At 47.4% G+C, this 26,190-nt stretch carries 21 protein-coding genes, 1 tRNA gene and 2 pseudogenes; 17 read left to right on the top strand and 7 right to left on the bottom strand.

All coding sequences use genetic code 11. The features are described 5' to 3' along the window. The first annotated feature begins 10 nt into the window (after positions 1-10). The 4 genes and pseudogenes from BSP75_RS19260 to istB all read left to right on the top strand — a co-directional run. A complete protein-coding gene (locus BSP75_RS19260; protein WP_197930941.1) occupies positions 11-976 on the top strand; it encodes a DNA-processing protein DprA in 966 nt (321 codons plus the stop codon). After that, a complete protein-coding gene (locus tag BSP75_RS19255) occupies positions 973-5,649 on the top strand; it encodes a RecQ family ATP-dependent DNA helicase (protein WP_075114261.1) in 4,677 nt (1,558 codons plus the stop codon). The genes BSP75_RS19260 and BSP75_RS19255 overlap by 4 nt, the downstream gene beginning before the upstream one ends. Further along, on the top strand, positions 5,646-6,131 hold the full coding sequence (locus BSP75_RS19250) for a hypothetical protein (protein ID WP_075114281.1): 486 nt from the start codon (positions 5,646-5,648) through the stop codon (positions 6,129-6,131). The genes BSP75_RS19255 and BSP75_RS19250 overlap by 4 nt, the downstream gene beginning before the upstream one ends. 45 nt (positions 6,132-6,176) lie before the next feature. Further along, a pseudogene (gene istB, locus BSP75_RS19245) lies at positions 6,177-6,716 on the top strand (IS21-like element ISAeme17 family helper ATPase IstB); the annotation flags it as partial. Between the two features lie 37 nt (positions 6,717-6,753). On the opposite strand, the gene BSP75_RS19240 reads toward istB, so the two are convergent. The 5 genes from BSP75_RS19240 to BSP75_RS19225 all read right to left on the bottom strand — a co-directional run bounded on the left by BSP75_RS19240 (position 6,754) and on the right by BSP75_RS19225 (position 10,531). Next, positions 6,754-7,464: a hypothetical protein gene (locus tag BSP75_RS19240; protein WP_075114260.1), complete on the bottom strand. Its 711-nt coding sequence runs from the start codon at positions 7,462-7,464 to the stop codon at positions 6,754-6,756. Between the two features lie 22 nt (positions 7,465-7,486). Beyond that, complete coding sequence (locus BSP75_RS19235) at positions 7,487-8,743, bottom strand: relaxase/mobilization nuclease domain-containing protein (protein WP_171971607.1); 1,257 nt, start codon at positions 8,741-8,743, stop codon at positions 7,487-7,489. An 89-nt stretch (positions 8,744-8,832) separates the two neighbouring features. Continuing rightward, positions 8,833-9,249 carry a hypothetical protein gene (locus BSP75_RS21670; protein WP_141116462.1) on the bottom strand — a complete coding sequence of 139 codons (417 nt, stop codon included), beginning with the start codon at positions 9,247-9,249 and terminating at the stop codon, positions 8,833-8,835. Between the two features lie 433 nt (positions 9,250-9,682). Continuing rightward, positions 9,683-9,982, bottom strand: coding sequence for a hypothetical protein (locus tag BSP75_RS19230; RefSeq protein WP_075114279.1), 300 nt, complete (start codon positions 9,980-9,982; stop codon positions 9,683-9,685). Positions 9,983-10,123: 141 nt separating this feature from the next. Further along, positions 10,124-10,531, bottom strand: coding sequence for an H-NS family nucleoid-associated regulatory protein (locus BSP75_RS19225; RefSeq protein WP_069785062.1), 408 nt, complete (start codon positions 10,529-10,531; stop codon positions 10,124-10,126). Positions 10,532-10,863: 332 nt separating this feature from the next. On the opposite strand from BSP75_RS19225, the gene BSP75_RS19220 reads away from it, so the two are divergent. The 6 genes from BSP75_RS19220 to BSP75_RS19190 all read left to right on the top strand — a co-directional run bounded on the left by BSP75_RS19220 (position 10,864) and on the right by BSP75_RS19190 (position 17,966). Further along, entirely contained in the window at positions 10,864-11,241 is a 378-nt protein-coding gene (locus BSP75_RS19220) for a hypothetical protein (protein WP_075114258.1), read from the top strand. Positions 11,242-11,870: 629 nt separating this feature from the next. Further along, positions 11,871-12,704: an ATP-binding protein gene (locus tag BSP75_RS19215; RefSeq protein ID WP_082189352.1), complete on the top strand. Its 834-nt coding sequence runs from the start codon at positions 11,871-11,873 to the stop codon at positions 12,702-12,704. Positions 12,705-12,732: 28 nt separating this feature from the next. Beyond that, positions 12,733-14,034, top strand: coding sequence for a hypothetical protein (locus tag BSP75_RS19210; RefSeq protein ID WP_075114257.1), 1,302 nt, complete (start codon positions 12,733-12,735; stop codon positions 14,032-14,034). Continuing rightward, on the top strand, positions 14,031-15,893 hold the full coding sequence (locus tag BSP75_RS19205; RefSeq protein ID WP_075114256.1) for a hypothetical protein: 1,863 nt from the start codon (positions 14,031-14,033) through the stop codon (positions 15,891-15,893). Before BSP75_RS19210 ends, BSP75_RS19205 begins: the two co-directional genes overlap by 4 nt. A 15-nt stretch (positions 15,894-15,908) precedes the next feature. After that, entirely contained in the window at positions 15,909-16,595 is a 687-nt protein-coding gene (locus BSP75_RS19200) for an OmpA family protein (RefSeq protein ID WP_069785385.1), read from the top strand. A gap of 714 nt (positions 16,596-17,309) precedes the next feature. Further along, entirely contained in the window at positions 17,310-17,966 is a 657-nt protein-coding gene (locus BSP75_RS19190) for a HEPN domain-containing protein (protein ID WP_075114255.1), read from the top strand. Here the strand turns inward: BSP75_RS19190 and BSP75_RS22010 are convergent. Both BSP75_RS22010 and BSP75_RS22100 read right to left on the bottom strand, forming a co-directional pair. Next, complete coding sequence (locus BSP75_RS22010) at positions 17,963-18,559, bottom strand: ADP-ribosylglycohydrolase (RefSeq protein WP_253186652.1); 597 nt, start codon at positions 18,557-18,559, stop codon at positions 17,963-17,965. The genes BSP75_RS19190 and BSP75_RS22010 overlap by 4 nt on opposite strands. A gap of 278 nt (positions 18,560-18,837) precedes the next feature. After that, positions 18,838-18,960, bottom strand: a complete 123-nt coding sequence (locus BSP75_RS22100) for a hypothetical protein (RefSeq protein WP_290439307.1) — start codon at positions 18,958-18,960, stop codon at positions 18,838-18,840. A gap of 387 nt (positions 18,961-19,347) precedes the next feature. Between BSP75_RS22100 and BSP75_RS19180 the strand changes: the two genes are divergently transcribed. The 7 genes and pseudogenes from BSP75_RS19180 to BSP75_RS19150 form a co-directional block, all read left to right on the top strand. Next, a complete protein-coding gene (locus tag BSP75_RS19180; RefSeq protein WP_075114254.1) occupies positions 19,348-20,274 on the top strand; it encodes a WYL domain-containing protein in 927 nt (308 codons plus the stop codon). A 465-nt stretch (positions 20,275-20,739) separates the two neighbouring features. Further along, positions 20,740-21,015, top strand: a complete 276-nt coding sequence (locus tag BSP75_RS19175) for a hypothetical protein (protein ID WP_075114253.1) — start codon at positions 20,740-20,742, stop codon at positions 21,013-21,015. A gap of 1,120 nt (positions 21,016-22,135) precedes the next feature. Then, a tRNA-Arg gene (locus BSP75_RS19170) sits at positions 22,136-22,212 on the top strand. Between the two features lie 440 nt (positions 22,213-22,652). Continuing rightward, positions 22,653-23,603, top strand: coding sequence for a DUF932 domain-containing protein (locus BSP75_RS19165; protein WP_075114252.1), 951 nt, complete (start codon positions 22,653-22,655; stop codon positions 23,601-23,603). Between the two features lie 94 nt (positions 23,604-23,697). Then, on the top strand, positions 23,698-24,687 hold the full coding sequence (locus BSP75_RS19160) for a lambda-exonuclease family protein (protein WP_075114251.1): 990 nt from the start codon (positions 23,698-23,700) through the stop codon (positions 24,685-24,687). After that, positions 24,684-25,652 carry a hypothetical protein gene (locus BSP75_RS19155; RefSeq protein ID WP_075114250.1) on the top strand — a complete coding sequence of 323 codons (969 nt, stop codon included), beginning with the start codon at positions 24,684-24,686 and terminating at the stop codon, positions 25,650-25,652. Before BSP75_RS19160 ends, BSP75_RS19155 begins: the two co-directional genes overlap by 4 nt. A 262-nt stretch (positions 25,653-25,914) precedes the next feature. After that, a pseudogene (locus BSP75_RS19150) lies at positions 25,915-26,109 on the top strand (recombinase family protein); the annotation flags it as partial. Between the last annotated feature and the right edge of the window lie 81 nt (positions 26,110-26,190).

The following is a 26,190-nucleotide window of genomic DNA, read 5'->3' as shown; positions in this document are numbered from 1 at the left end:
GGGGGGGGATGTGAACATTGTAGATGCTCTTGTTCTTAAGAAGTTAATGAGCGTTGGTGATGAAACGGTTCTGTCGATCTTAAAGTTTTCAGCGTATAGCGGAGTGTCAACGCTCGAAGAACTGGTACACCATTCCTCCAATCTAAAAATCTCAAATGTTAAATCTCGAGCAGCTCTCGAAAGTTTCTTCAACGCTGCGAACTTCCAGGCTCTCAGGGACGAAGTACAAGCTGAGATTGATTCGTTCAAAAATAAAGGAGTTGAGATTGTTCTCTTCGGTTCGAAAACCTATCCAATCTCGTTATACAATCTCCCGAAACCTCCTCCCTTTCTTTACTGCAAAGGCAATCTGAAACTCTTAGAGAATAGGCTTTCTATAGCTGTTGTAGGAACTCGTGAAAACACCCCCAAGGGTGAAACCATAACGATTAAAACTATTCAAAAGTTTGCGACTTATGGTTTCACGATAGTCAGTGGACTTGCACTGGGTATCGATACAATTGCTCATCGCGCTGCATTAGACGCCAAAACCTCAACGATTTCTGTTCTTGTCGATGTGGATTCTATTTCTCCCACAAGTAATCGAGAACTCGCTCAGGAAATTTTGGATACGGATGGACTTCTAGTTGCGGAGAATGCTCCAGGAACCAAAGCAATACCTGCGTTCTTTGCTAAGCGAGACAGGATACAAGCAGGTTTATCTACTGCCGTCTTTGCTATTGAAACTTCGATAGATGGTGGGACGATGCACGCAGTCAAATCTGCTCTCTCTATGGAGCGTCCTGTCTTCGTTCCTGACGCACAGAAAGCTAGGTATCCAGATCTTACTATCAAGGCAATTTCAGGAACGCAACATCTAGTTAACGAAGGAAAGGCGATACCCTACACGAGCGAATCTTATGAAGATATTCAGCTTCAATTAAAAGACATCGCGAGTTCATTTAGATCGTTGAAATCAAACGGTGGCCTGCTGTGATAAAGGTCATCGTCCTCGATCTTGATGACACGCTTATTGATACATCAAGCCTCGAACCATTTCGGTCAGCTGGCCGATGGAGAGACATACACAGGTACTTTAATGGTTGTGCCGTTTATCAGGGCGTTGTCGGCCTTGTTACAACGGCTCGGTCAGTTGGAATCAAGGTTGCTATCTTCTCGAATGCGCCTTCGAATTACGTTCAGGGTCTACTCAAACACTTCAGTATCTCTGTTGATTATGTAGTAGCCTACCATGATGTAACGCAGCATAAGCCGAGCCATGAGGGCGTTACTCGTATTCTCGAGTATTTCGGTGTTAGCGCCGACGAGTCAATTTATTTAGGAGATAGCAACCTAGATCGAGACGCTGCTTTCAATGCAGGAGTTGAGTTTTTCTCAGTAGATTGGGGTTCTGCCTCGGAGATCGATTCGTCACATAAGGGAGTAAGCAATCTCTCCGAGCTTATTGGAAAAAACTCGACACCGAGTTCCGCAACAACGGGACGTTCTGAGTTAATACAATCTGGAAATAAACTTCATCTGGGATTCTATTTAGATGGTGTCAAACAGGAAGTTTGGTCTTTCAAAGATAACAAGAATCCTTCTGTACGCCGCTGGGTTAACAAGACTGTTGAGCTAGCTCCTTCATTTCCAGTTATAGATATTGTTGTTCGAGCGTTAGGTCACGCTGAGCTTAGGGCTGAAGATGGCGATAAAGCATTAGATACCTTGGGCAAGTCGCTGGCTGTTGCTTTAGGGGCTACTTACCAACCTAAGATATTAGAGAAAAAGCACGTATTAGTTAAATCGACTAATTGCAGTGCAGTACAAAGACGACAGCAGGTCGGAGGGGCCTATAAAGCCGAAGTTGATTCAATAGAAGCGAATTCAAATCCGACATTTCTTATCGTTGACGACGTATTAACTTCGGGGGCTACAACTGATGAGATAACACGCTGTCTATCTCAAGCTTTCCCGAATTCAAGTATTTACATTTTTACGTTGGTCAAAACTCTCTATAGATTAGAGCTAAGTACTGACAGCATTGAACAACAGCACAATAACCAACTATTTTCAGATTTGTACAACCCAATCATCGACTCGCTGGCGGATGAAAGTGAACTATCTGGATATGTCAGGCCGAAGTCTAGTCGTAGGCTTGTAAGCAAGAAGTTTTCTGCTAACTACGCGAGAACCAACCATAACTTCATTTTCCATAATCTTCTCAACTATTCTATCTCGTCTGAAGTGGCGTCTGGTCAGCTATTTGGAGCAATTCAAGTTCTTAAAAACATACTTCAGAGAGGGAAGCCTACAATAGCCTCGCGAAAACTGAGGAAAGCATTTGGCATTGAGCTGGAACAGAGCGCTCTTAATACACCAGCTCAGGCTCTTTTGTCAGATAAGTCAGTTTTTTGGAACAGATTAATTCGAGGCAACAAACAGTCTGGAAGCTACCCAGCGAAAAGGTTTTTTGATGAGCTGATTCCGAAGTATTTCGGTAAGTACATTTTTGTAAAACAGCTAATGCTCCCTGAAGTCCAGATTTACGATATGACTCAGGTCTACGTTGAACAATTCCAGAACCGACAGGTAGATTTTTACATTCCTCAAGTTGGTTTAATTATTGAGATAGACGGTCAGCAACACCAAAATTCTCAGCAGTTAGATGAGATGAGGGATTTGTTTACTGAAACCCAGGGACTGAAGACTGTTCGGTTCACTGTTCAAGAACTGGCATCTGAGAACCAGTCATTTATCAGTAAGATAAATTCGATTATTTCTCACATTCAGATCGTAGATGGCCTAGAGCGTGACGGTGTCCTAACGCCTCCTAATGGTATTTCTTTATTGAATTACCAAGAGGTTTATGAAAATGGAGCTGATGTTACCGACCCACGATTGAGGCTGACCTCGGCGTTGCGTTTCCAGTTACTGTTATTGGAGCTTCTTGAACGCGGTCAGATCAGACTAGGAGAGTTGAAAAAACTATTCATAGTCAATCGTGATGGCACAGATTTTGCTGAAGCGGCACTAGACGACCTGAACGATTTGTTATCGAATCTCTTGCGTCTCATTGGTATTGAAGAAAGGCGAATTGAAGTAGCGCTGATCGAATCAGATGAGCTTCCGAGCGAACGGTCTGGTGAAAATATATTCATCGACTTCAGCATACTGGAGCGTTATGACGATTCCTTTCAAGTTAACAAAGACGTCATATATTCACGTACGGATTACTTCGATTTCTATCGATACTTCGAAGATTCTGATGCTGTTTCAATAGAAACCAGTCAATTAATTGACTATGACTTCTTCGAGCTTTCATGCAGTGATCCCATTGCCTACAAGCTAGATCTTAGCCCAGGCAGCGAGCAGCGAGAGTCTCTGAGATACTTCCTCAGCAACCTGTTTCTACCATACCTAGAGGATGTAGATTTCAGGGAAGGGCAGGTTGGTATCATAGGATCTGCACTTTCGAGAAACGGCACAATAGGATTGTTGCCTACAGGTTCGGGTAAGTCGATTTGCTACCAGCTGTCTGCGGTTCTGCAACCAGCTGTTAGCTTTGTCGTGTGTCCGATAAAGAGTTTGATGTATGACCAGAAAGCCGATTTGGATAGCATCGGCTTCACTCGAAGCAATTTTATTACTAGTGATTTGAAGGCAGGAGAGAAGGCCAAAGTTCAGAGCGATTTCGGACGTGGTAAGTACTTCTTCGTTTTCATATCGCCTGAGCGATTCCAAACCCATGCGTTTAGAAAAGAGATGTTGGCTATCGGACTAGATCTCTCATTTGCCTACGCGGTGATCGATGAAGCTCACTGTTTGTCTGAGTGGGGGCATGATTTCAGGACGTCTTATCTTAACCTGGCAAATACAATTGGACGGTTTGCTCCCAGTGCAATTTATATAGGCCTAACTGCAACCGCATCAGTTAACGTCCTAAAGGATATTCAAACAGAGTTTGATATCCCCGATGATTTTGTCCGCACACCCATGGACTTCACTCGCGAGGAACTCTCATTCCACGTTATCGACGATAAAGGCCGCAAAGTTGATGCAGCCGTCGAACTTGTTTCTGAAATGGAGCGTAAATGGAATTCCGACGGGGAATATGGCAATAAGGCGGGAATCATATTCACTGCCACCGTCAACGGGTCTAAGGGTTGTCATAGCTTAGCGGGCCGAATTTCAACACTCTTGAATATGGATGTTAGATATTTTTCGGGGTCTGCTCCGAAAATGGGGGTATTACAGGGAGAGGCTTTCGATAGATATAAGCGCCAAGTTCAAGACGATTTTAAAGAAAATAAATACCGCCTACTTACTGCTACTAAGGCATTCGGAATGGGCGTGAATAAGGGGAATATTGCCTATACGGTTCACTTCGGAATACCTGGGTCGATGGAAGCCTTGTATCAGGAAGCAGGCAGGGCAGGGCGAGATAAAAAATTATTCAAGGAAGTACCCGCAGATTGCTATGTGCTTCTCACAAAAGAGCCCAATTCAGCTATTCTCGACAAGATTTGGGACGCTAGTACGAACGTCAAAGATCTGAAGGAGTACGTGAAGTTATTGAGTCGAGATAGCGACCTGAACACAAATCTGTTCCTGATGACAAACAGCTTGGACACAATCAATGATGAGTTCAAGTTGATGGCAAACGTATACGAATTCTTTAAGTACAATCAGGAACACAACACGGTGACCATTACTGCCAGGCAGTTTGGTACGGAAAAGTATAAATTGGAAAAGGCTATCTACCGTCTTTCTCAATTAGGTATTGTTTCTGACTGGGTAATCGAAGACTTTTTTAATGGCACGCTCTATGTCGAGTTCCAGTGCCTATCGGAAGAAGGTCTTGAAAATAAAATTGAGCATACCGTCAGAAAGTATGATCCTGAGTTCAAACTCGCGGATGTGTTCAGTAGTGATAACCAGTACTACAAAATTCTCTGCGACAAGTTAAGAAAAGGGTCTATCGATAAATCGCAATTTATCTTTCTTGTTCTTTTACTCTGGTCCTATGACCATTTTGTCTACAACCGTCGCCAGTCACAGAAGAACGTTTATGAACAATGTAGTTTATTCGCTGAAGGCAGGATGGACGACAAAGAATTTAAGGAGAAGCTAGAGGGTTATTTCAGGCACGACAAGTCGAGCCAACTTCTGCTCAATATGGCTGAGAATTCTGTGTCGGCGAAGATATGGCCATCAGTATTTTTTGAAACTGATGAAGAAGAGCGCACGGAACATCTAGTAGGCAGCGAGAAGATGACGCTCCTACGAGGTCAACTTTCTCGATTCCTAGAGTCATACAAAGATAATGCATTCTTGAACTACTTGAGCGGTGTACTGCGACTAGCTTCCGATGAGTTTGATGATGCAGATGGAGAGCGAAGAATGGCAGCGTCTTTTGATCGATTGATTAGTGATAATAGGGATGAAGCACTAGAGCTGGTCCGAAAAACTATGCAGCTAAAGCCAATGTTCTCTGAAAATGCGCGAAGCCGCTTTGCTCGTTTGGTCCATGAGAAATTTGATGATTTGGATGTTCTTGGGGAGGTAAATGAAGAGCTAGGGGATCCGTTCTCCTATCACACTTTGTTAGCTCCACTAGCAAATAGGCTTGAAAAACTTACCAGCCAATACAAGGGGATTAATTGGTGAATGACATACAGAAACTACACCGAGTAATCGATTCACTCGAAGAGCAATCGGCGCAAGTGGCAGAGTTTAATGGCCTGTTAAGCGCAGTTAACGATGCAAGAACAGAGATAGAGGCTGCGAAATCAACCCTCGCAAATCTAGCTACTGAACAGGGTGAATGGGTTACGAAGAACTCGAATAAATTTGAAGAGTTTGAAGGTCGCCTGACGTCACTTAATGACCTTCTAGGCCAGATCAAAGATGAACAGTTTAAACTAAGGCGTGACGTAGCAGCCTTGACGTTCGTAACACCTGATCAGTTTGAACAAGGCCGCGCAGCAATTGATAGCTGCATTGCTAAACAATTTGGCGAATTGAACAGTAAGTTAGAGGCTGTGGCGGAGTCTCAGAAAAGATCGATAAGTGGGCTACGAGCCATAGTTGTTTTAGGTATATTGGTGTTGGCTGGAGGTATCGGACTTCTGACTATGAACATGGTTTAATTTTCAGATTACCATTCAGTTTTTAATTGTAATCAATAAGTTGGCTTCGGCTTTGCCAGTGGCGCACCTCGCAGCCAGTTGCAGGAGTTGGCCAGCCTAGCTTTTATAGAGCGTAGCGAAAACATAGTGCTGCTGGGCCCAAGCGGAGTGGGCAAGACGCATCTTGCCATCGCACTGGCCTATCGGGCTCTGATGGCTGGCATCAAGACCAGATTTATCAGCGCAGCAGACCTGATGTTGCAGCTGCAAGCAGCTCAACGACAGGAGCGGCTTAAAGCCTACTTCAGCCGTGTCGTGATGGGGCCGCGTTTACTGGTGATCGATGAGATAGGCTACTTGCCGTTTGGGCGTGAGGAAGCAAACCTGTTTTTCAATGTGATCGCCAAACGTTATGAGAAAGGGAGCCTGATCTTGACGAGCAATCTGCCCTTTAGCCAGTGGGCCAGCACCTTTGCCGATGATCAGACACTGACGGCAGCTATGCTCGATAGACTGTTACATCATGCACACATCGTTCAGATCAGCGGTGAAAGCTATCGTTTGAAAGAGAAACGCAAAGCGGGGGCCACACCCAAAACCAATTAACCCCATGTCCGGGTGGATCACTTTTCAATCGGCGAAATTAGCCAGAGTGGATCAGTTTTCGGTCGGCGTTGACACGTAACAAATTTTTATATTTACCTTTAGCTTTATCTCGAGAGGCTTTTTCTAACTTACTTTGTTTAACATTCATACCTTCAGTGCAAAAGTAAAAAAGAACTCTCTCAGCACAATATAGGTCACATTTCTCTTTTTCTGAGAAAGGTACTTTTTCATTGCTTCTTTTCAGGGCATATAAAAGCAGATCAAGTATCTCAGATAGACATCCTTTCTTACGAAAACGCTCCACTTTCTCATACTCTATTTCATACTCATCCTTCTCTACGCTACATTCCTCAACCATAGGAATAGCATCAATAATCACACCAATAAACTCACCGACTTTCCGACCCGGTATAAAACCATAGCAATCACTATACTGCTCATCGTCGCCTTTACTACGCTTAATCACAGGAGAACCACCAAGGAACCCACGCCTCATATTTTCCATATAAGCGTACTGGACCAGTCGTTGCTGCTCCTGGACCCATAGCTTTGCATTTTTTGCGTCAGCCTCGGTTAACTCTTTTATAAGTAAAAAGTCAGAATCTACATCAACTGTACCTAGGTGAACATTTACAGCCCTATACCTACGAACACATTTACCTGAACTGAGCTCCAGCTCTTCCAGTACACTCACGGTTTTGCTAAATGATACTGTTCTAAGATTTGCATTCAACCTCATGTTAGCCATGCCACACCTCTCATTATTATTGTTATTTTATGTTTTTTTCTTTGGTTTGTTCGTGTGATATGGGATCCCCATACCAATCAGCAATCCATTCATTGTTCGTCAAAATTTCATTCTTAAGTTTTTCTCTGTCTAAGAAAAACATGTTTGGCTTATCAATAGTATCTTTCCCTGAGTTAATATCTGGGACATATCCATCAGGAATCAATGCGTTTGATCCTACATGAACGCTCTCCAGCCCTTTCCTAAAAATTGTAGCCAAAACGTCCTTCAACAGTGCTCGTGCATTTGATATAAAACTATCCGATGGTTCTTCGATTGATAGCAAAACAAAATCCAATCTTAGAAGCCGGAAAGAGAATGACGATGTACCATATGTTTTTTTATCCACAAATGACGGCACCACTTTTTTCATCTTCGCATATTGTTTTTTAGTGCAACGAATCAATGCAGTAAATAGTATAACCTTAAGCTCGCTTAATTGATTTGATTCACCTAATTGCAAATTTAAATCATCTCGCCGAGGTGAATATTCAATGCCCTGGTCGAGCAGCTTAGACCAGGTAGCCCGCAATCTCTTAACCTTAGACCCTGATATCCATTTCTTACCGTCTATACTATAACAAATACCTTTTGGCTCGTGATTATCTGCTCTCCTCACCCTGACCATTACATTATGCTCACGCAACCCAGTGACAAATTCAGTCATGTTGTTCGGCTGTTTTTTAAAAACCACGTCCATTGCATCCCTGATAATACAAGCGGGATCATGCATAGCATGAAAGCTCCCTCTACCACGGCCATTTTTAATATTTACTATGCTATACTCATGACCGAAATTTTTTTCAGGGCTTTTACAGATCGACAATCCCAATTCCATTTCAATTTTTCGAGCAGCGTCAACTCCACGAGCGTAGTCATTACTATCATCAACTAAGGTTCTGTCTAGTTTTACTCTACATGCCACAACATGTACATGTAGAGACCTTGTATCGCGGTGTATAACAGATGTCCATCGAGTATCGCTACCATATCCCAATTCACTCATTAGCAGCCTAGCTGCAACTAGACATTGATATGGCGTTAATGATTCATCGGGGCTCAATGATAGTGAATAATGTGCACATAGTTGGTTTCCTGTGCCTGCATACAATGATGCCTGCATATTCAACTCCATGAGTAGTGGCCCGATGTCATAATCAGAGACCTCACCTCTTTCATTCAATGTAATATTTGGTCTATTAATTACACCACCACCGAGATGATAAACCTGTGATGGCATGGATTTTCGTTTCCTACCAATATGTATAGCTCGGTAAATATAAGACAGTCTGTACTGGAAGTTTTGGCCGAACCTGTGTTTTTCAAAATTCATTTCAACTTTACTCCAATCAGAGCTTTTTCAATTCCTATAAACAGAGAATTTATAGATGAGAAAGCCTGCATCACTGGAGAGTTATCACTACTGTCAGTAATAAATTTATAAACGTCACTACCGACCTCAGCTTGTCTAATCAACAAAATGATTTGATTTAAATTCGATGATATATTGTATACCCCCTCGAGCAATCTCACACGATCATCATATGAAAAATCTGGTGAGATAATACTGTCTGGTTCCCTGAGAGCCAAAAACCGAATCAGGCTAGACTTTTTGGGAATGCCATAGGTTTTACTATGCTTAGTTAAAACACGTTGCTCAGCTGCATTAAATGAGATTCGGAGTATTAAGCTGCGTTTTTCGTCAGCTGATTTTTGGGGTCTACCTGAGCGTGGTTTTATGTTCATTACGTGCACCTTTATAATAATTATTAGTAGTGTTATGCGTTTTGTTTTTCAAACCAACCTATTTAATAGACATTAAAACATAGCTGGTTTAGAGTTTTTTCAAAAAATATACAATAAATTTATACGAAGTCACATTCAGAAATGAGCTAAATTATTCGGTGATATTTAATACTCACTCTAATTATAGTATTGCAAACACTAAATATAATATCAACAATTTTTTGAGCTAAATTATTAATTTAACGACTAATGTTATCAATGGCATTGGCGAAAGTTAATATTTAAAATATGAAATTAACTAGACATACATGGTGAATTTAATTTTCTTCCGTGAAATTAAAACTATGACATAGGCTGATTAAAGTTATATAAAAAGGCATGCTCTCATCCTATGAAAGACATACCTTTTCTAGATCTGGTCGAACCAATGATGTCATGTAAGCTCAAGGCTATGAGATAAAAGCTTCCCAAATGATTGATCGTCAACATAACCCGCATGATCATTTATACGCATATTTTTTATCTGACTCAGCACAGTAAAAAAGCACTCCTCACATAGATGCACCTCATATGCCGTACCATCATGTTTCGAACCATAACCCCATTTTGCAGTCAGTACTCCAAACTGTGGATCATACAAATTTGGGTTCATATGTGGGGTTGTGCTTTTATGACATATGTCGCATTGAATATCAGCTATAACCTCCACCTCTTTTGTGGTCATTATTTTCATTGTAATACTCGCTATACATGTAGAGTAATTGACGGGTAGCATGAACAAAATGGCTCATGCCACCCTAAGCAAAATTTATTATAGTAGAATGAATAAAAAAAGCAGCCTTACGGCTGCCTTCAAGACTACGATAATTGTGGATTAGATCAGATAATCCTCTAAGGACTTTCCGCTAGCAACCCCCTCAGCGATGGCTTTCGGCATACGGCCCTGACCTGTCCAGGTTTTTTCTTGGCCATCTTCATGATACTTGTACTTTGCGGGGCGCGGTGCTCGCTTGGACTTTTCCATTCCGTCAGCTTTCGACGGAGCAGCACTACCAACCAGTTCGCTGGGGTCAATCCCTGCGTTTTTCAGCATCTCGCTGAACTCCGCCAGCTTACGCAGACGTTCAGCGTTTTCTTCCTGATATCGGAGCTCAGCAGCCTCACGCTCTGCAAACACCTCATCAAATTTGCTCTTAATCTCGACCAGTTGTTCGAATGGCAGTTCACGCAGAGCAGCCCGGAGACTACGAATGTTCAGCAGTGTTTTGATAAAATCATTCATGGATATCACGCCTAAAAAGTTATTTGTTTATCGCTTAGCATTATCTCCTAGCTGTAGTTTGGTGCCAATATTTTTCGATAAATTATTTGAGTTGCACAGGGAGGGTATGTTTGTTCGTTCAATGTGTACTGTATGCAATCCTCTCACCGGAGATCGACCTTCAACGGTTTCCATTAGTTACTGCTAGGGAAGGTGCGAATAAGTCACCAAACATAAAAATGCGCCTTTGTAAGTATTTGAATTTAATAAACTAATTTTTTCAGTTTCGTTGTGGAAGGTGCTTATTCGCACCCTCCCTAGACTAGTTTATTCATGCTGGCAGGGATCTGGTGATGACGACAATCATTCTGCTAATCGTAGCCCTCAGTACTCATGGGAGGTCCCATGAGATGCCATATGAGGTTTGTGATGCATTTATTGATGATGCAGTTCGGTATTCACAAATGGATAAAATGCATCTAAAAACATTGCGCTCACAAGTTATGGCTGCGAAAGATCTAGCGTTTTTTGAACGGTTGTTTTCGACGACATCAGACAAATTGCTCCGTGCCTATTCTACCCATAGCATCGAACAGGCTCGTGAGATGGCTTTTCGCGATACACGGCAGTGGGAGCTGTTGTTGTTAGATATAGGTATTAAAATGAATGGGCGACCCGTTAGCGAGTTGTGGAGCACGTATTATCTGGCCTGCCGAGAGAAACTACTGTGACACTAAGTTTGATCTCAATTACATTATCCATAGCGTGCAAATGGACAAAGCACCCCTACCACTACTGGAGAAACTGCTGGCGGCAGAGCCGCTGCAAACACGAAAAGGAGCTCCGTAAGAAACCCAACATAAACGTTTCTGCACATACTGGTGATATTGGTCATAAATGTAGCAGTCAGAGCAGAGTATGAGGTGAATCAACATAACGATGGTGGGGGCGCGGTAAAAACTGGAAGTTGAGCCAACTTCTGCCTGAAAATGTGACATGTGAATTTATACACCCATTCCAGTTGTCATGAATTAACTGTATATTGGCTCCACTAGAATCTTGCTTCCAGATTAACAATAAGTAGTCGCTTTGAAGCGGGGACCCATATGACACTTTACAGCTGGGTTTGTGCCTCCATCGTCGAGGGTCCAGTTCGAACAGAAACAAACTGCATTTAATAAAGCGAACAATAAATGAGCTGTTTTAGCGTGAGTGCACGCTGCAACTGTTGATCGCTTTAAAATTTCTTATTGAGAGCGCTTTAACTCACATGAATGAATCACTCACTCAACACAGTCAATCTCCGGCATCATTATTCCAAATTCGTAAGCCACGACTGACCCTTGATAAGGATGTGATTTTGACATCCCTGACAAGACGTAAGTTAGATGAAGCGATTGGTGCAATGAAGTTTCACACAACCATCTACCATGACTGGGGTTTTGGTGCCGTTGACCCGATGGGGCGAAACATGGTGCTCAACCTTTATGGTCCCCCAGGGACAGGCAAGACACTTGCCGCAGAGGCGCTGGCTGGAACGCTAGGACGTGAATTCATACACATTGGCATAGCAGAGCTAGAAAGCAAATACGTTGGAGATACGGCAAAGAACATCGCTGCCGCTTTCGAGATTGCTCGAACTGAATCAGCCGTCCTCTTCTTTGATGAGGCTGATACCTTGTTGGGTGCTCGTCTTTCTTCAGTGACCCAAGGCATCGACAACGAAATTAATGCCATGCGTTCTACTCTACTGATGGAGTTGGAGCGTTTCGATGGTGTGACCATTTTTGCCACCAATTTTGCCAAAAACTATGACCATGCGTTTGTCAGTCGTATTCGCTATCACATTGAATTCCAACTCCCAGACCTCGATTGCCGTAGACAATTGTGGCAGCGATTGCTGGTACCGGGTGTTCCGTTAGCAGAAGACCGGGATAACCTTATCAGACGTTGCGCCGAAGAATCACAGGGTCTCTCAGGGCGCGAAATACGAAATGTTTTGCGTACGGCGTTTCCTAAAGCACTGATGAGCGGCGATGCCGAACCCAAAGTGTTATGGGAGCATTTAGCGTCCGCCATCCAAGAGGTCCATGTTGCAAAGCTGAATGTTGGAAAACATCAGCAGCATGAGACGCAGTATGGATCCGAAGAGTCAGTAAAGGCTGGCGTCAAGATGCTTGGACTAGCCAATTAATACACTAAAGAGTAACGAAGGAAGCGATATGGGATTTTTTAGTTTTTGCCGCTCTGTCGGAAGTGCGATTTCTCGTGGTGCCAGCGCATTGTATAACAAAGCCAAAGAAGTGGCGGGAGAAGCAATTGGCTGGATGGCAGAAAAAGCTGAAGGATTTGTCCAATCGACTAAAGCAGCATGGCAAGTCGTTAAGCCTTATGTGCAGAAGGCCCAAGAATTCATACGGGCAGCAGCAGCTGAAGCCCCCCTTCCCTGGCTTAAATCTGCCCTGTTAGCATTGGACCGAGGGATCACGGCCCTCTTCGCATTTGAAAACTCACCAATTGCTAAAAAAATTGATTCAGCCATCAAATGGGCCATTGAGCTCGCTAAACGTTGGCAAGCTTCCCGGCAAAAGGCTCAGCCAGCACAGCAGCAACATAGTGCTGAGCAGGAGGATGAGTTGACGGATGAAGAATTAGCCACCGCCCAAAAACATCAAGCGACCTTCCGTAGTATCGAGATTGAACTGGACGACGAGCAAGCGCGAGAGACCTGCGAGTTGGCGGCGTCTATCAACGACTTTAAAATCGCCAAAACCCTCTTGGCTAAAGCACTAGAGGGTGATCCTGCTGATTTTGAACATTACCTGCGGCTTCGTGCGACACAAAAACTGCTGAAAATGGCAGATGCGACTTTTCAAAATGCGAAGACTATCGATGATATAGGCACGGACGTTCTTTTCTTAGTGCGGACTGCATCCAACTTGGTAAAGGTCAATCCTGAACTAAGCATGGCAGCAGCTAAAAAGCTTGATGTCGTACTGAAAGAGCAATATGGGACTACCCTAGCTCCCTTTGTGTTTGAGGAAATGGTGGGCTCTTGGGGAGCGATGGCAAAAGATCTGAATGCACAATGGGCTGAGGCTAATAAAAAACGTGCCCAGATGAATGTGGCATTTAAGAGCCTCACGTTGAACAAACAGTTGCAGGGTCACTTGGCCCCAGACGAAGAAGAAGAGATGACAAGGCTACAAATTGAGCTTCCAGTAGCCCAAACCAAATTACATGACCTAGACATCCAACGTAATGACATCGCTCGTTATGTAGGGGCTATTGAAGGGTTCCTGCAACTCCTAGAAAAATCGCAAGAGGAAATCGAAGCCAATGGCCATAGCTACCTGTTTAAGGATGGGGCCAAGGTCGGCATGATCCTGATGCGTTGCGCGCAAGAGGGACTTGCATTCAATGACCTGGAGCTTGATGAGCAAGACTTGATCACCGATTACGCCAATATATTCAGTGCCGAAGCGGATGTGCGCATGGAACGCGTGTTGGAGATTGCCGTATGATTTTCAATGAAATCGTAGATTTTCTGTTGCCTGATTTTGGTGATCCCATCCAGGTTGCATTTATGTGCATTTTGCTGCTGATGATCTTATCGACCATTATCAGTACCCAGTTAGTAGCGAAGCCATCGTCATGGGAAAAGAAATGGCATCAGGGAACCCCGGATGATGACAGCGATGATCTGGATATCGAGCACGGTTCCGTAACCGACCTATGGCATGCGGTGGCCACTGCCCCGGAGAAAGTGGCCGATATTATGCCGGGCATGCTGTTGGTGGTGGGCCTACTGGGCACCTTTCTCGGACTTGGTATGGCACTTAACCATGCCTCCAACATCTTGGGGCAACCAGATGCAATGAGTGCCAGCGGCGCTGCCAATAGTATGCATGATCTGCTTGGCCTACTTCAGGGATTGGGCACCAAGTTCAAAACCTCTACGTGGGGTATTTGTGGTTTCGTGTTCCTCAAAATCACATCAGAGTTGACTCGTTTTGATGAGAAACGGCTTACTTGGGTTATTCAACGAGTAAAAGTACAGCTTAATCAACGGAAGCTGCATAGTCTCGACAACGAGCAATATAAGCAGAGGCAGCTCTTTGACCAGATGCAAAACATTACTAATGGAGTCATAGACGGTCTTACCAAGAATGTGGCACTGCTGCTGGAACAAAACAAAAACCAACATGTATCGTATGAAAAGGAACTGCAATCATTTAATACCCATATAGTAGAACTGAAGAACAACAATCAGGAGATTGGGGCATCTCTCAATAGAGCCATCAATGCACAGTCACTGACTCTCGGCAAGAATCTGCAAGACATTCACAGTAGCGTGAAAAGGCATCAAGATACCCTGCAACAGGCGCTGCAAGCACAGACATCCACACTTGGTGAATACTTGCAGGGTATTCAAACCAGTACGACCGATACTATGGATGCCATGAAGCACTTTACTAAAGGCACCGAAGCGATAGTAAACAACATGGCTAATACTGCGGACAAGATGGCAAATGGTGCAGACAGGGTTGGTGGCGCAGCTGAGCAATTGGTAGGTGCTGTTGATCTATTTAAGACCCAGTTTACCGATGTCCTAGATAACGTGCGCCAGGATCTGGGGTCTGCTATTACTAACATGAGTAGCCAGGCCTCCGATACCTTAGAACGGGGCAGTCAGCAGCTTGGTGATGCTACCAGAGAGATCTCTGCGGCTCTTGCACAGTTGTCGAACGATGTGAAGGGAACGATGAATACTGTACAAGCGTCAATCACTGAGGCTTTGAGTATCCAGCAAGCATCTCAGGAGGTATTCACTGTTTCCACCAAGACTTTGACCGAAAAAATCGATGCCTCGACAGGGGTTGTGAATTCAATGAAAGCAAACATTGATAACGGTCTTCGAGCGATTTCTTCCACTAACCGGATCATGATTTCAGCCTGTGAAGTAGTAGAGGAATCGAATAATTACCTGAGAGAGGTGAGCGGAACGCTTGTTGAATTGCCTGACTTATTGAAACCACTATCGCATCTTGCTGATGCGCCCGAGCATATACAAGTCATCAAGTGGTTGCTAAATAATGTGGTGAAAAATCAGGCTGAATTGGCTGCGGCGATTTCCCCAATAAAGCAGTTCGATGAAGTATTACCTCAATTCAAGGCCATCTTATCCTCATTGAATGAGCTGAGAACTGACCTAGAGCCCATACATTTGTTGGCTGACAATACCGGTAAAGCTGCATCCAACACACAAATGATTGCAACTGTGTCAGATAACACTCATGCAATGCTGCATGTGCTGAAAGAACTGCGGAACGATATCCATGTCGCGACTAGTCATGAGGCAGCCCCAGAGATGGCCAACTAACGAGAAGGCACGACCATGAAGGATAAACCAAGTGAATGGATCGCTATCTCTGACTTGATGGCAGGCGTCACTGCTGTCGTTATGCTGCTACTGGTGGTCGCCGTTCTGCAAAAGAGTGTCAGTGAACTGCATTACCAACAGGAGTTGGCGAAAGCGGCAGAGGAGGCAGAACTGGAGCGCAGTCAAAGGAAGGACCCAACGGCGCAGCTCAAGCAAGCCCTCAAGGCAATGATGAACGACGAAGGCACATCAAGCCTGATGGTGCTGGATTCTAAGTCTAATCGTCTGACCCTGGCGGACAGTGTGTTTGAGCGAGGGAGCGCGTGTTTGCATGATGAGGTAAAAACCGCTGTCGGCTCCGTGCAGGCAAAATTGGTGAGTTTTTTGAGGGAAAATCCCAAAGCTCAGATCTTTGTGGAGGGGTACACCGATAATCTACCCGTCAACCGGCCCGTGACGGACTTCCAGCGATTTTGCACCGTCTATGACGACAATTTTACGTTGTCAGCGGCAAGAGCCAGGGAGGTGAGGAAAGCCATTATTGGTGAGCTTGATGATACCTCTGCTAAGCGGATTGTTGTGGCCGGTTACGGCGACTCAAGACCCCTCAGCAACATCGACCCTGCGGACCCTAGAAATCGCAGAGTGGAAGTGAGGTTTCTGGTTGAAACCTTAGATGATAAGAACAGCCCCTCCATCTAATTAACCTAGTCATTTGTTCAATATCAGCGGCATATACATGCCAAGTGATCTGTTCGCACCTTCCATAGAGAAGGTGCGAATATATAAGTCCGACGATAACCCCTCAGAAGGCTTACAGCTCTGTACCTTGAGAACAGCACTGTTCGACGCTCAACCCAACTTGGCATCATAACTCGCCCCGGGTTTGCCACTGAACTTGCAGCTCGCGAAGCTGAGTTGGTTCACAACTATACCGAGCCTGGCGTTGAGCTTCGATACTGGTGTTTTGCACATGTAGTATTTTCAGCCGAATGCAGATATGGCAGAAAGTCTGTGATCGATGCTGCTCCCATCAATATCTAACAATGGTAGGCTAAGCCAAATGGAACTTTCTTGGGGAACGTCATGCCTGTACCACCACATCCATTTACCTTTCATTGCCCCCACTGCGGCTGGCACAAGACTGTTGCTCCCAAGAGCGACGTTATGGTGCGTGGCCATACCTGGTTTGAGGCCTGTCCCGAGTGCCACCATGCCCCACTGGAAAAATCGTCGGCCACAATGGTGGAGCTGGCCATCGCTAAGCTGAAGGATGTCCTCCGAAAGTAACCGCTGTTATTACCCTTTGCTATTCCAGCCAGTTCGTAACAAGCCTGTTGAGGTCGCAGTAATTCCGTGTGCAGGGGGCATGGTTACAGAAGCTGGCTATTCATCTGATTGAGAAGGAGATCATCGTTGAATTTTGAACAGTTGAAAACCCGTCACCGGACGCTGCGTGAACACTCTCCCAGCAACCTCAACCTGCGAGTTCATCGTGCCTTAAGCTGGCTGCAACGCGCTGAAATGGCCGAAGATGAAGATGGCCGCTTTATCTTTCTCTGGATTGCGTTCAATGCGGCTTATGCCACTGAAATCGATGACAATCGTCGCCTCTCCGAACAGGAGACCTTCAAAGGCTTTCTGGAGAAACTGTGCGAACTGGATGAGCACAAGCAGATCGAGCAACTCGTCTGGCAAGAATTCTCTGGCAGTATCCGCATGCTGCTGGACACCCCATTTGTGCTGCAAGGCTTCTGGGATTATCAGAGCGGCAAGATCAGCGAAGCTCAGTGGAAGGAGCGGCTGGCACAAGGCAAGAAGATGGCAACCCAGGCCCTCGCCAGCAGCAACACCCCACAGTTGCTGGGCGTGGTGTTTAACCGCCTCTATACCCTGCGCAACCAGTTAATTCATGGCGGTGCGACCTGGAACAGCTCGGTCAATCGCAAACAACTGAAGGATTGCGCCAACCTGCTCGGCAAACTGGTGCCGGTGATCATCGAGTTGATGATGACCCATCCCGATACCCTGTGGGGAGATGCCTGTTATCCGGTGGTGGAAATGACAGGTTAATTCGTCACTAAGGGGTTATGGATCTCATCTTGATCAGCTAGGTAAAAGGCTCCCGCCAACATGCCATAGACAATGCAAATCCGGATATCTGCGCCTAGTAACACACCAAGCAGGGCTTCTCCATCTCGCAATGTGTCGCTATGCCAGAAACACCAGAGCGCAGCTTCGACCACATCGAGCCAATTACTTCGGCCAAGTTGATTACGTGATTTTCGGCGCCAGCTCCCCCTCATCACAGCGCCGGTGTTGGGGGACTTGGCGGCCAGTGCTCTCTGCTCCATAGCACTAAGGGTGAGTCCGTCAAGCTTGGCCTGTGCACTACCACGGCTTCCCCTCAACAGCTTGTCGAGTAACAATGCCAATAACCGCATAGCATCACCACATGCAAGAGTAGTATCGTCATCCAGTAATGCAGCTGCGCCTGACATTAGTTGCTCCCGCCCTTGATAGATGGGCAGAACCGTACGATCCAACCGATACCGATCAATATGCAAAGCCAAACGTACTAATCTGCGCAACTCAGTACAAGGAAGCGATCCCCCGGTTTCCTTTAATAACACAGCATCATACCTGTTCTGTTCTTCTGCAATCACGGCTACTGCATATTCCGGTCGAAAATGAACACCTATTCCGGTTTAAAATGAACGCTGATTCCGGCTTGCGTGTACACCGATTCCGGACACCTCAGTGCACGTACTCTGATGTCAGATGAACCGTCCTGTTCCAACGTCTTGGATCCACAACTGCCGCGCTGCGCTTGGCTGCTGGCTTGTTCAGTGAGTCGAAAAGATGCCTCCCCTCAAAGCTCAGCTTCTGCTCGAAGAATCCCTGTCCGCATACTTTCCGGAAATGGTGTTCACAGATTCCGGAATCACTGTTCAACTTCACCGGAATACGCAGCTACAAGTTCGCCGACGTGCTTGGCCGGCAACAGGCAACAGATCCCCTTGATCAGTGGCATTGCCGCCTGACCCAATATCAGCGTTGAATTCATAGAACCTCAGTAACGATGGCGTTTGAAATGAGTAATGCTGTTGCTGACGGTAACGATCGCCCCCTCCGGCAGGTCTGGTAGTAGCAATGCTGGCATTTGCATTTTTGGGTATCAGATCACCCCCTGCTTGCAGCCCACCTAGCACTGTGTGCTCCAAATAAGCCACTTGTCGCTTTGGTAATAATTGTAGTTGTTAGATATGAGCAAGGTGCCGCTGACTGTGACGCCATCCCCTCCCAATGGCAAAAGACTTGGAATTGACAGGTGATAACCAGCTTGCCATGCATAACCTACTCCCCTGACACCGCTTTATATGGACTCATTATATGTAGCCTGTATACTCATGCCGATACTGGTTACATAAACATGTCGCATTTTGGATCACGTATGGCACCCAAAGAGCTCACCTGGGATCAAACCCTGCGCTTTCGTCTGCTGGAGATCGTCTTGCAGTGGGAAGGACGGCTGACCACCAATCATTTGATGACCGCCTTCAATATCGGTCGCCAACAAGCGTCACGGGATATCAACCACTACTTGGCCCACTACTCACCGGAAGGGTTGGTCTATGACAGAAGCCTGAAGGGATACAAACCCACAGAGCACTTTTTCCCGCGCTTTAGTGAGGGAAAAGTGGATGAGTACTTGATGCTGCTACACCGTGAAAAGCAGCACCAGCGACAACATGAAGCGGGCCTGTTGACACTGCCGCTGATGGATCTGCGCTACGGCCACATCGAGATCCTGGATGTGCCAAACCGCCATATCGACCCGAAAATCGTGCGTGGCTTGGTGCAAGCGGCGCGCGGCCAACTGCGGGTCGATGTCGATTACGTATCCCTCAGTTCAGAGGAGCAGAGTGGCCGCAATATCGTGCCTCACACTTTGGTCTATGACGGGATCCGCTGGCACGTACGTGCCTACTGCGAGAAGAAAGGGGAATATCTGGACTTTGTGATGAGTCGTTTTCGGGGCGAACCGGATCTGCTGGATGCCTCCCCTCACGGCCGGGATCAAGATCTGGAGTGGAACACCCAAGTGACCGCTGTAGTCGTTCCGAATCCAGGCCTCAGCGAGGGACAGCAGGCCATCATTGCCAGAGACTATGCCATGACCGGGAACCAGCTATTGCTCAGCCAACGGATCCCCTTAGTACATTACGCATTGGAACGGATGCAGGTGAGCTATAACGGTGAACACCAACAACATCCCTTGCTCTACCCGCTGGTACTGGCCAACCGGGAGGAACTCATCGAGCAAGGCTGTACCTTCAAGCTCAAGAGTGCAGATTTGTTTAATGTCGTGGTCAACTAAAATCGCAACCAAGTTCTAGGACAAGGTGGAGTTTCCACTGTCTATGTCGTTAACAAAGAAAAGAGCTATACGATAACCTAATGTCAGTCAGCTCAGCTTGGCTGAAATTGTTTTACTGACTGTTTTCACCGCCCCACTTCTGTGATCCAACCGTAACAATTCATCGATAGCTTCAAGATTCAACAGCAATACCTCATTCCGCGACCATACACCTATCACCACATCAATCTCACACCATTATCGGTAGTGAGAAATGGAACAACGCAGCTCTCCTACAACTGGTACAGCTGCTGGCGGCATAGCCGCAGCAAACACAAAAAAGCTCCATTGGAGCCCGTGCATAGACACCTCAGCCCACACAGGTGATACTGATCATATTCATATTGCTCGGAACTTAGCCACTTACGTTCAGCGCAAAATGACTTTGTCAGGACCCAGTCCATCGAGTGCTCTTTTGAGGTAGCCATGGCACGCACGCTTGACGAAATATTGACCACAGAAATGCCCGACGTTGTCACTCAGGCCAGGGAAAAAGCAGAGCAAATGCGACTGGAGATTCATCTCACCCAACTCCGTGAAGTGCTGACCCAGGCTGGCACCGAACCCATGATTTGCGATCAAGATCCATCTATACAGGACGTTACACTGATGGACCTTAAACGCTGGGTCGAGGCTGCTGGGGGAAAACTACAGCTCAATGTTGAAATGCCAAACGGATCTCAGATCTCGTTTGCCGTTTAACTAAATATGGATCTCAGAACACCGTAGCAATTGTCGGCTGACAACGGAATGATCAACTCATCAGGGCCCGCTGGCATTCGCATTATAGGTATCGTGAAATGGAAATCTGGCTTCAGCGAACTCGATTGTCAGCTGACAACGGGGTGATCAGCTCATCAGAACCATCAGGCATTGGCGTTATCGGTAGTGTGAAATGGAAATCTGGCTCCAGCGAACTCGATTGTCAGCTGACAACGGGGTGATCAGCTCATCAGAACCATCAGGCATTGGCGTTATCGGTAGTGTGAAATGGAAATCTGGCTCCAGCGAACTCGATTGTCAGCTGACAACGGGGTGATCAGCTCATCAGAACCATCAGGCATTGGCGTTATCGGTAGTGTGAAATGGAAATCTGGCTCCAGCGAACTCGATTGTCAGCTGACAACGCGGTGATCAGCTCATCAGAACCATCAGGCATTGGCGTTATCGGTAGTGTGAAATGGAAATCTGGCTCCAGCGAACTCGATTGTCAGCTGACAACGCGGTGATCAGCTCATCAGAACCATCAGGCATTAGCGTTATCGGTAGTGTGAAATGAAGTCCTGGCCGCTGCCCGATAATCTGCTCGGCACTCTCTGTCAGCCGCATTATAGGTATCGTGAAATGGAAATCTGGCTCCAGCGAGCTCGATTGTCAGCTGACAACGGGGCGATCAGCTCATCAGAACCATCAGGCATTGGCGTTATCGGTAGTGTGAAATGAAGTCCTGGCCGCTGCCCGGTAATCTGCTCGGCACTCTCTGTCAGCCGCATTATAGGTATCGTGAAATGGAAATCTGGCTCCCGCGAGCTCGATTGTCAGCTGACAACGGGGCGATCAGCTCATCAGAACCATCAGGCATTAGCGTTATCGGTAGCGTGAAATGAAATCCTGGCTGCTGGCTGACAACGATTGTCAGCAGACAACGGGGTGATCTGCTCATCAGGGCCAGCAGGCATTCGCATTATAGGTATCGTGAAATGGAAATCTGGCTCCAGCGAACTCGATTGTCAGCTGACAACGCGGTGATCTGCACCTCAGTGGTCGCTGGCGATGACATTAGCTGTTTATTTATATTAGTATTTTTATATAATGCGCGCACGTCCCAGTGGCACAGCTGGATAGCGCGCGCCCCTCCTAAGGGCGAGGTCGCAGGTTCGAATCCTGCCTGGGACGCCATCTCGTAACCTCATTTCACCACCCAATAATGCATTTGCGCATGCGTTGCAAGCATTATTTTGCGCTATTTCAGCGCTATTCAAATCCAAAAATGCACTTAACTCATTGTTTTTCAACAATATTTTTTATTTAAAACCTCTTATAATCATCCCCTCCTAAGGGACAGGCCACTGGTTCGACTCCAGTCGGGAGCGCCATATAAAACAAGGGGTTAGCATCATCATGATGCTAACCCCTTGGTCATTTTTGGCCCCATACCCCTCTCCGTACCCCTCCAACGAAGTTCATTGTCTCACTAAAAGTGACCGATAAGAGATGCTTATTCACGCGCACTTAAACATCAAATGATTATCATTATAATAATTTACAGATATATATTATCTCCATGAACCTACCCAAGGGACTGCTCTGTGCAGTCCCTTTTTCATTGGAGATTTCTCATGGCTCACCTGATCGATACGATGGCCTACACCGGTCAAACGCCCTGGCATGGCCTTGGCAATGTTTTGCCCCCGCAACAATCTCTCGATATCTGGCTGCAAGCAGCCGGGATGGATTGGACCATCGAGCAGAGCGACGTGATGTTTAACGTCGCCTCCGATGCACTGCATATCCGTCCCTACAGCGATAGCAAGGTACTTTATCGCTCCGATACCCTCGCCCCCCTGTCGGTGGTCTCAAGCCGTTACAACGTGGTACAGCCTCACGAGGTGCTGCACTTCTACCAAGACCTGGTGGAAGCCGGTGGCTTTGAGCTGGAGACCGCGGGCTCGCTTAAAGGCGGCCGCAAGCTGTGGGCACTGGCCAAGACCGGCCAGGATCTAAAACTCAAAGGCAATGACTTGGTAAAGTCCTATCTGCTGTTGGCGACCAGCTGCGACGGCACACTCTGCACCACGGCGCAGTTCACTTCGCTGCGGGTGGTATGCAACAACACCCTGCAGATGGCACTGCGCGGTTCGACCGGTGCCATCAAGGTGCCCCACTCCACTCAGTTCGATGCTGCTGCCGTCAAAGAGTCGCTCGGACTAGGACTCTCCCATTGGGATGAGTTCAAGGTCCAGACCAAGGCGCTGGCACAGAGACCCGTGGCCCCTGAAGAAGCGCTGCGCTTTTTCAGCGACCTGCTGGCGCAACCGCTGGATGAGGAGAGCATCATTCTCACCAAGCCGGTACAACGGCTGCATGAGCTCTATCAGGGCGCGGGTATGGGCTCAGAGCTTGCCAGCTACCGCAATACCGCCTGGGGGTTGGTCAATGCTGTCACCGAATACGTGGATCACCACCGCCGAGCCCGCAGCCAAGATCACCGGCTTGATTCCGCCTGGTTTGGTCAGGGCGCCCAACTCAAATCCCAAGCCCTGAATCAGGCACTCACTCTGCTGCAGTAATTCCGCTTTCCCATTCAAACCGCATAACGAACTCACCCGGACTGGCACAAGCCAATCCGGGCGTAGCCATTTATGCCGTCAACAAGGAATAGTCATGAAAGCAAAAGCCAAATACGGCCGAGCCCTGCGGCTGGCCTCCACTACCCAATTAACCCGCGAGCAGTGGCTCGCTATCCGCAAACTCGGCATTGGCTCCTCCGATGCCGCCGTGGCAGTGGGGCTATCCCCCTATAAATGCCCGCTCAGCCTATGGTTGGAGAAGACTGGCCGCAAGGAGCCGGAAGATATCTCCCACAAGGCAGCGGTGCTGTGGGGCATTGAGCTAGAGCCGGTCTTGGCGCAGGTCTACGCCAAACGCACCGGCTTTCGTGTGCGCCGGGTCAATGCGGTGCTGCAACACCCCGAGCAACCCTTCATGCTCGCCAACCTCGATCGGGAGGTAGTCGGCCACCCCGATGGGCCTGGCATTCTGGAGATCAAGACCGCCAGCTATCACAGCGCCCCCCAGTGGGAGGAAGGGGTGCCGGTGGCCTACCAGTGTCAGGTACTGCATCAGCTGGCCGTTACCGGCCATGCCTGGGCCGAAGTGGCAGTGCTGATCGGCGGCCAGGATTTTCGGATTTACCGCATCGAGCGCGATGAGGAGAAGATCCTAGATCTCACCGAGCGGGAGGCGCAGTTCTGGCAGATGGTGCAACAAGACCAGCAGCCCGAGCCTGACGGCTCCAGCGATGCCGCCAATGCCCTGAGCTGGCTGTTTCCGCGTGACGATGGCCAGACGGTGGATCTCTCCGATTCTCCCGAGTTCAACCAGCTGTTTGGCGAGCTGCTGCGCTTGCGTCAGCAAAAGGAAGCCGTCGAGCTGCAGGAGTCACAGCTCAAACAGCGGCTGCAAGCCACCTTGGGTGAAGCGACAGCCGGGCTGTTTGCCGACGGCAAGATCACCTGGAAGCGCAGTAAAGACCGGCTGGCACCGGATCTCGATAAGCTCGGACAGGATCATCCCGACTTGCTCACCCGTTACGTTAAACCGGTGCCCGGCGTACGCCGTTTCACCATTCAACCCTTGAGGCAAACACCATGATCAAAGGACTGGCGATCACCCCGCCCGTGATCGGGCGGATCTGCATCGGCAAGCTGGTGCAAAAACAGGATAAGTGGGTGCCGGAGAAGGACGACAGCTTCACCCTCACCACCCAGGTACAACAAAAAGGGGGATGGTTGCTCCATCCCCTGCATCAACACTACTCATCGCAGAAAAGTGGCCAAGGGCAGGAGCAAACCAAGATCCGCGCCATTCCGGTGCGGGTGCTGTTCAACGACAGCGACCTGAACCTGCGAGCGGAATACAGCGCCTTTGACCGGCAAACCGGCAGGCCGCTCTGTGTCGGGAATGGGGAGGTGGCAAGACGCGTGGGGGCGCAAGGCATGGAGGAGGTCAGCTGCTCTGGACCAGAGCGCTGCGCCTTTGCTGGGCAACAGGGCTGCAAGCTGTACGGGCGACTGAACCTGTTTGTGGAAGGGCAAGGGGATGAGCTGGGCAGCTTTATCTTCCGCACCACCGGCTACAACTCGGTACGCACCCTAGCGGCACGGCTCAAGTATCTGGAGGCTGTGAGCGGTGGCCATACCCGTTATCTGCCGCTCACCCTGCGGTTGCGGGCCAAGAGCACCACCCAGTCCTACCGCACACCAGTCTACTACGTGGATTTAACATTGCGGGAAGAGACCAACCTGACCGAGGCAGTCAGGCTCGCACAGGAGGCGGCCCTGCGTGACCAAGAGGCAGGCCTTGCCATCGACCAGATGGAGCAAGCTGCTCGCGAGCTGCTGCGTAACGGCCAGTTTGAGGATATTGATGAAGAGGTGCCGATGCTGCTGGAGGAGTTTTATCCTGAGCCAGAAATAATAGCGTCATCTTCCACCTCACAGCCTTTGGCAACCGTAACAGCACCAAAACGCCTCAGCCCTCGTTCCTCGCCCCTGACCAGTAAACTGGGTAAAAACGCGGCCTCTTCACCACCTACGCCTGAGCCACAAAGCCAATAACTTACGTTGGCATCTTGTTACATCCAATCAAATCAATCAGTAGCACAATATTCTGCTACCCATCACGACGGGACGTTTATCACAAAGCGTCCCGTTATTTCTCTCCATCGCTAGTTTGGAGTCAATAGATCAAGCCCTAGTGACACTCACGAAATCGGCACTCATTTCATCTATTTCCCTCCATTTTCAGGTCAAGAAGGTCTCTTCGAGACTTTTGACCATGGGGGTCAGTGTACCTTGCCCTATTGACCGGGAGGAGACCATGGCACTGGTAGGTTACGCACGTGTTAGTACGGGAGGTCAGAGCCTTGAAGTTCAACTTCGAGCGCTGGCCGAATGCAATAAGGTTTTCCAAGAGAAGGTTAGCGGTGCCAGTGATGATAGGCCACAACTTGCTCTCCTCTTGGATTATGTGAAGGAGGGGGATGTGGTGATGGTTACCAAGCTGGACCGTCTGGGGAAGGTGCGAACAAGTGGATCGCACCTTCACCACGAACTCTTTGTCCGCATTTGAAATGCCCATCACTCCAAAAAACTG

Source organism: Aeromonas sp. YN13HZO-058 (assembly GCF_001921245.1).
Classification (GTDB): Bacteria; Pseudomonadota; Gammaproteobacteria; order Enterobacterales; family Aeromonadaceae; genus Aeromonas; species Aeromonas allosaccharophila.
The sequence above is the reverse complement of the archived record's forward strand: the minus strand, read 5'-3'. Positions and strand labels throughout refer to the sequence as shown.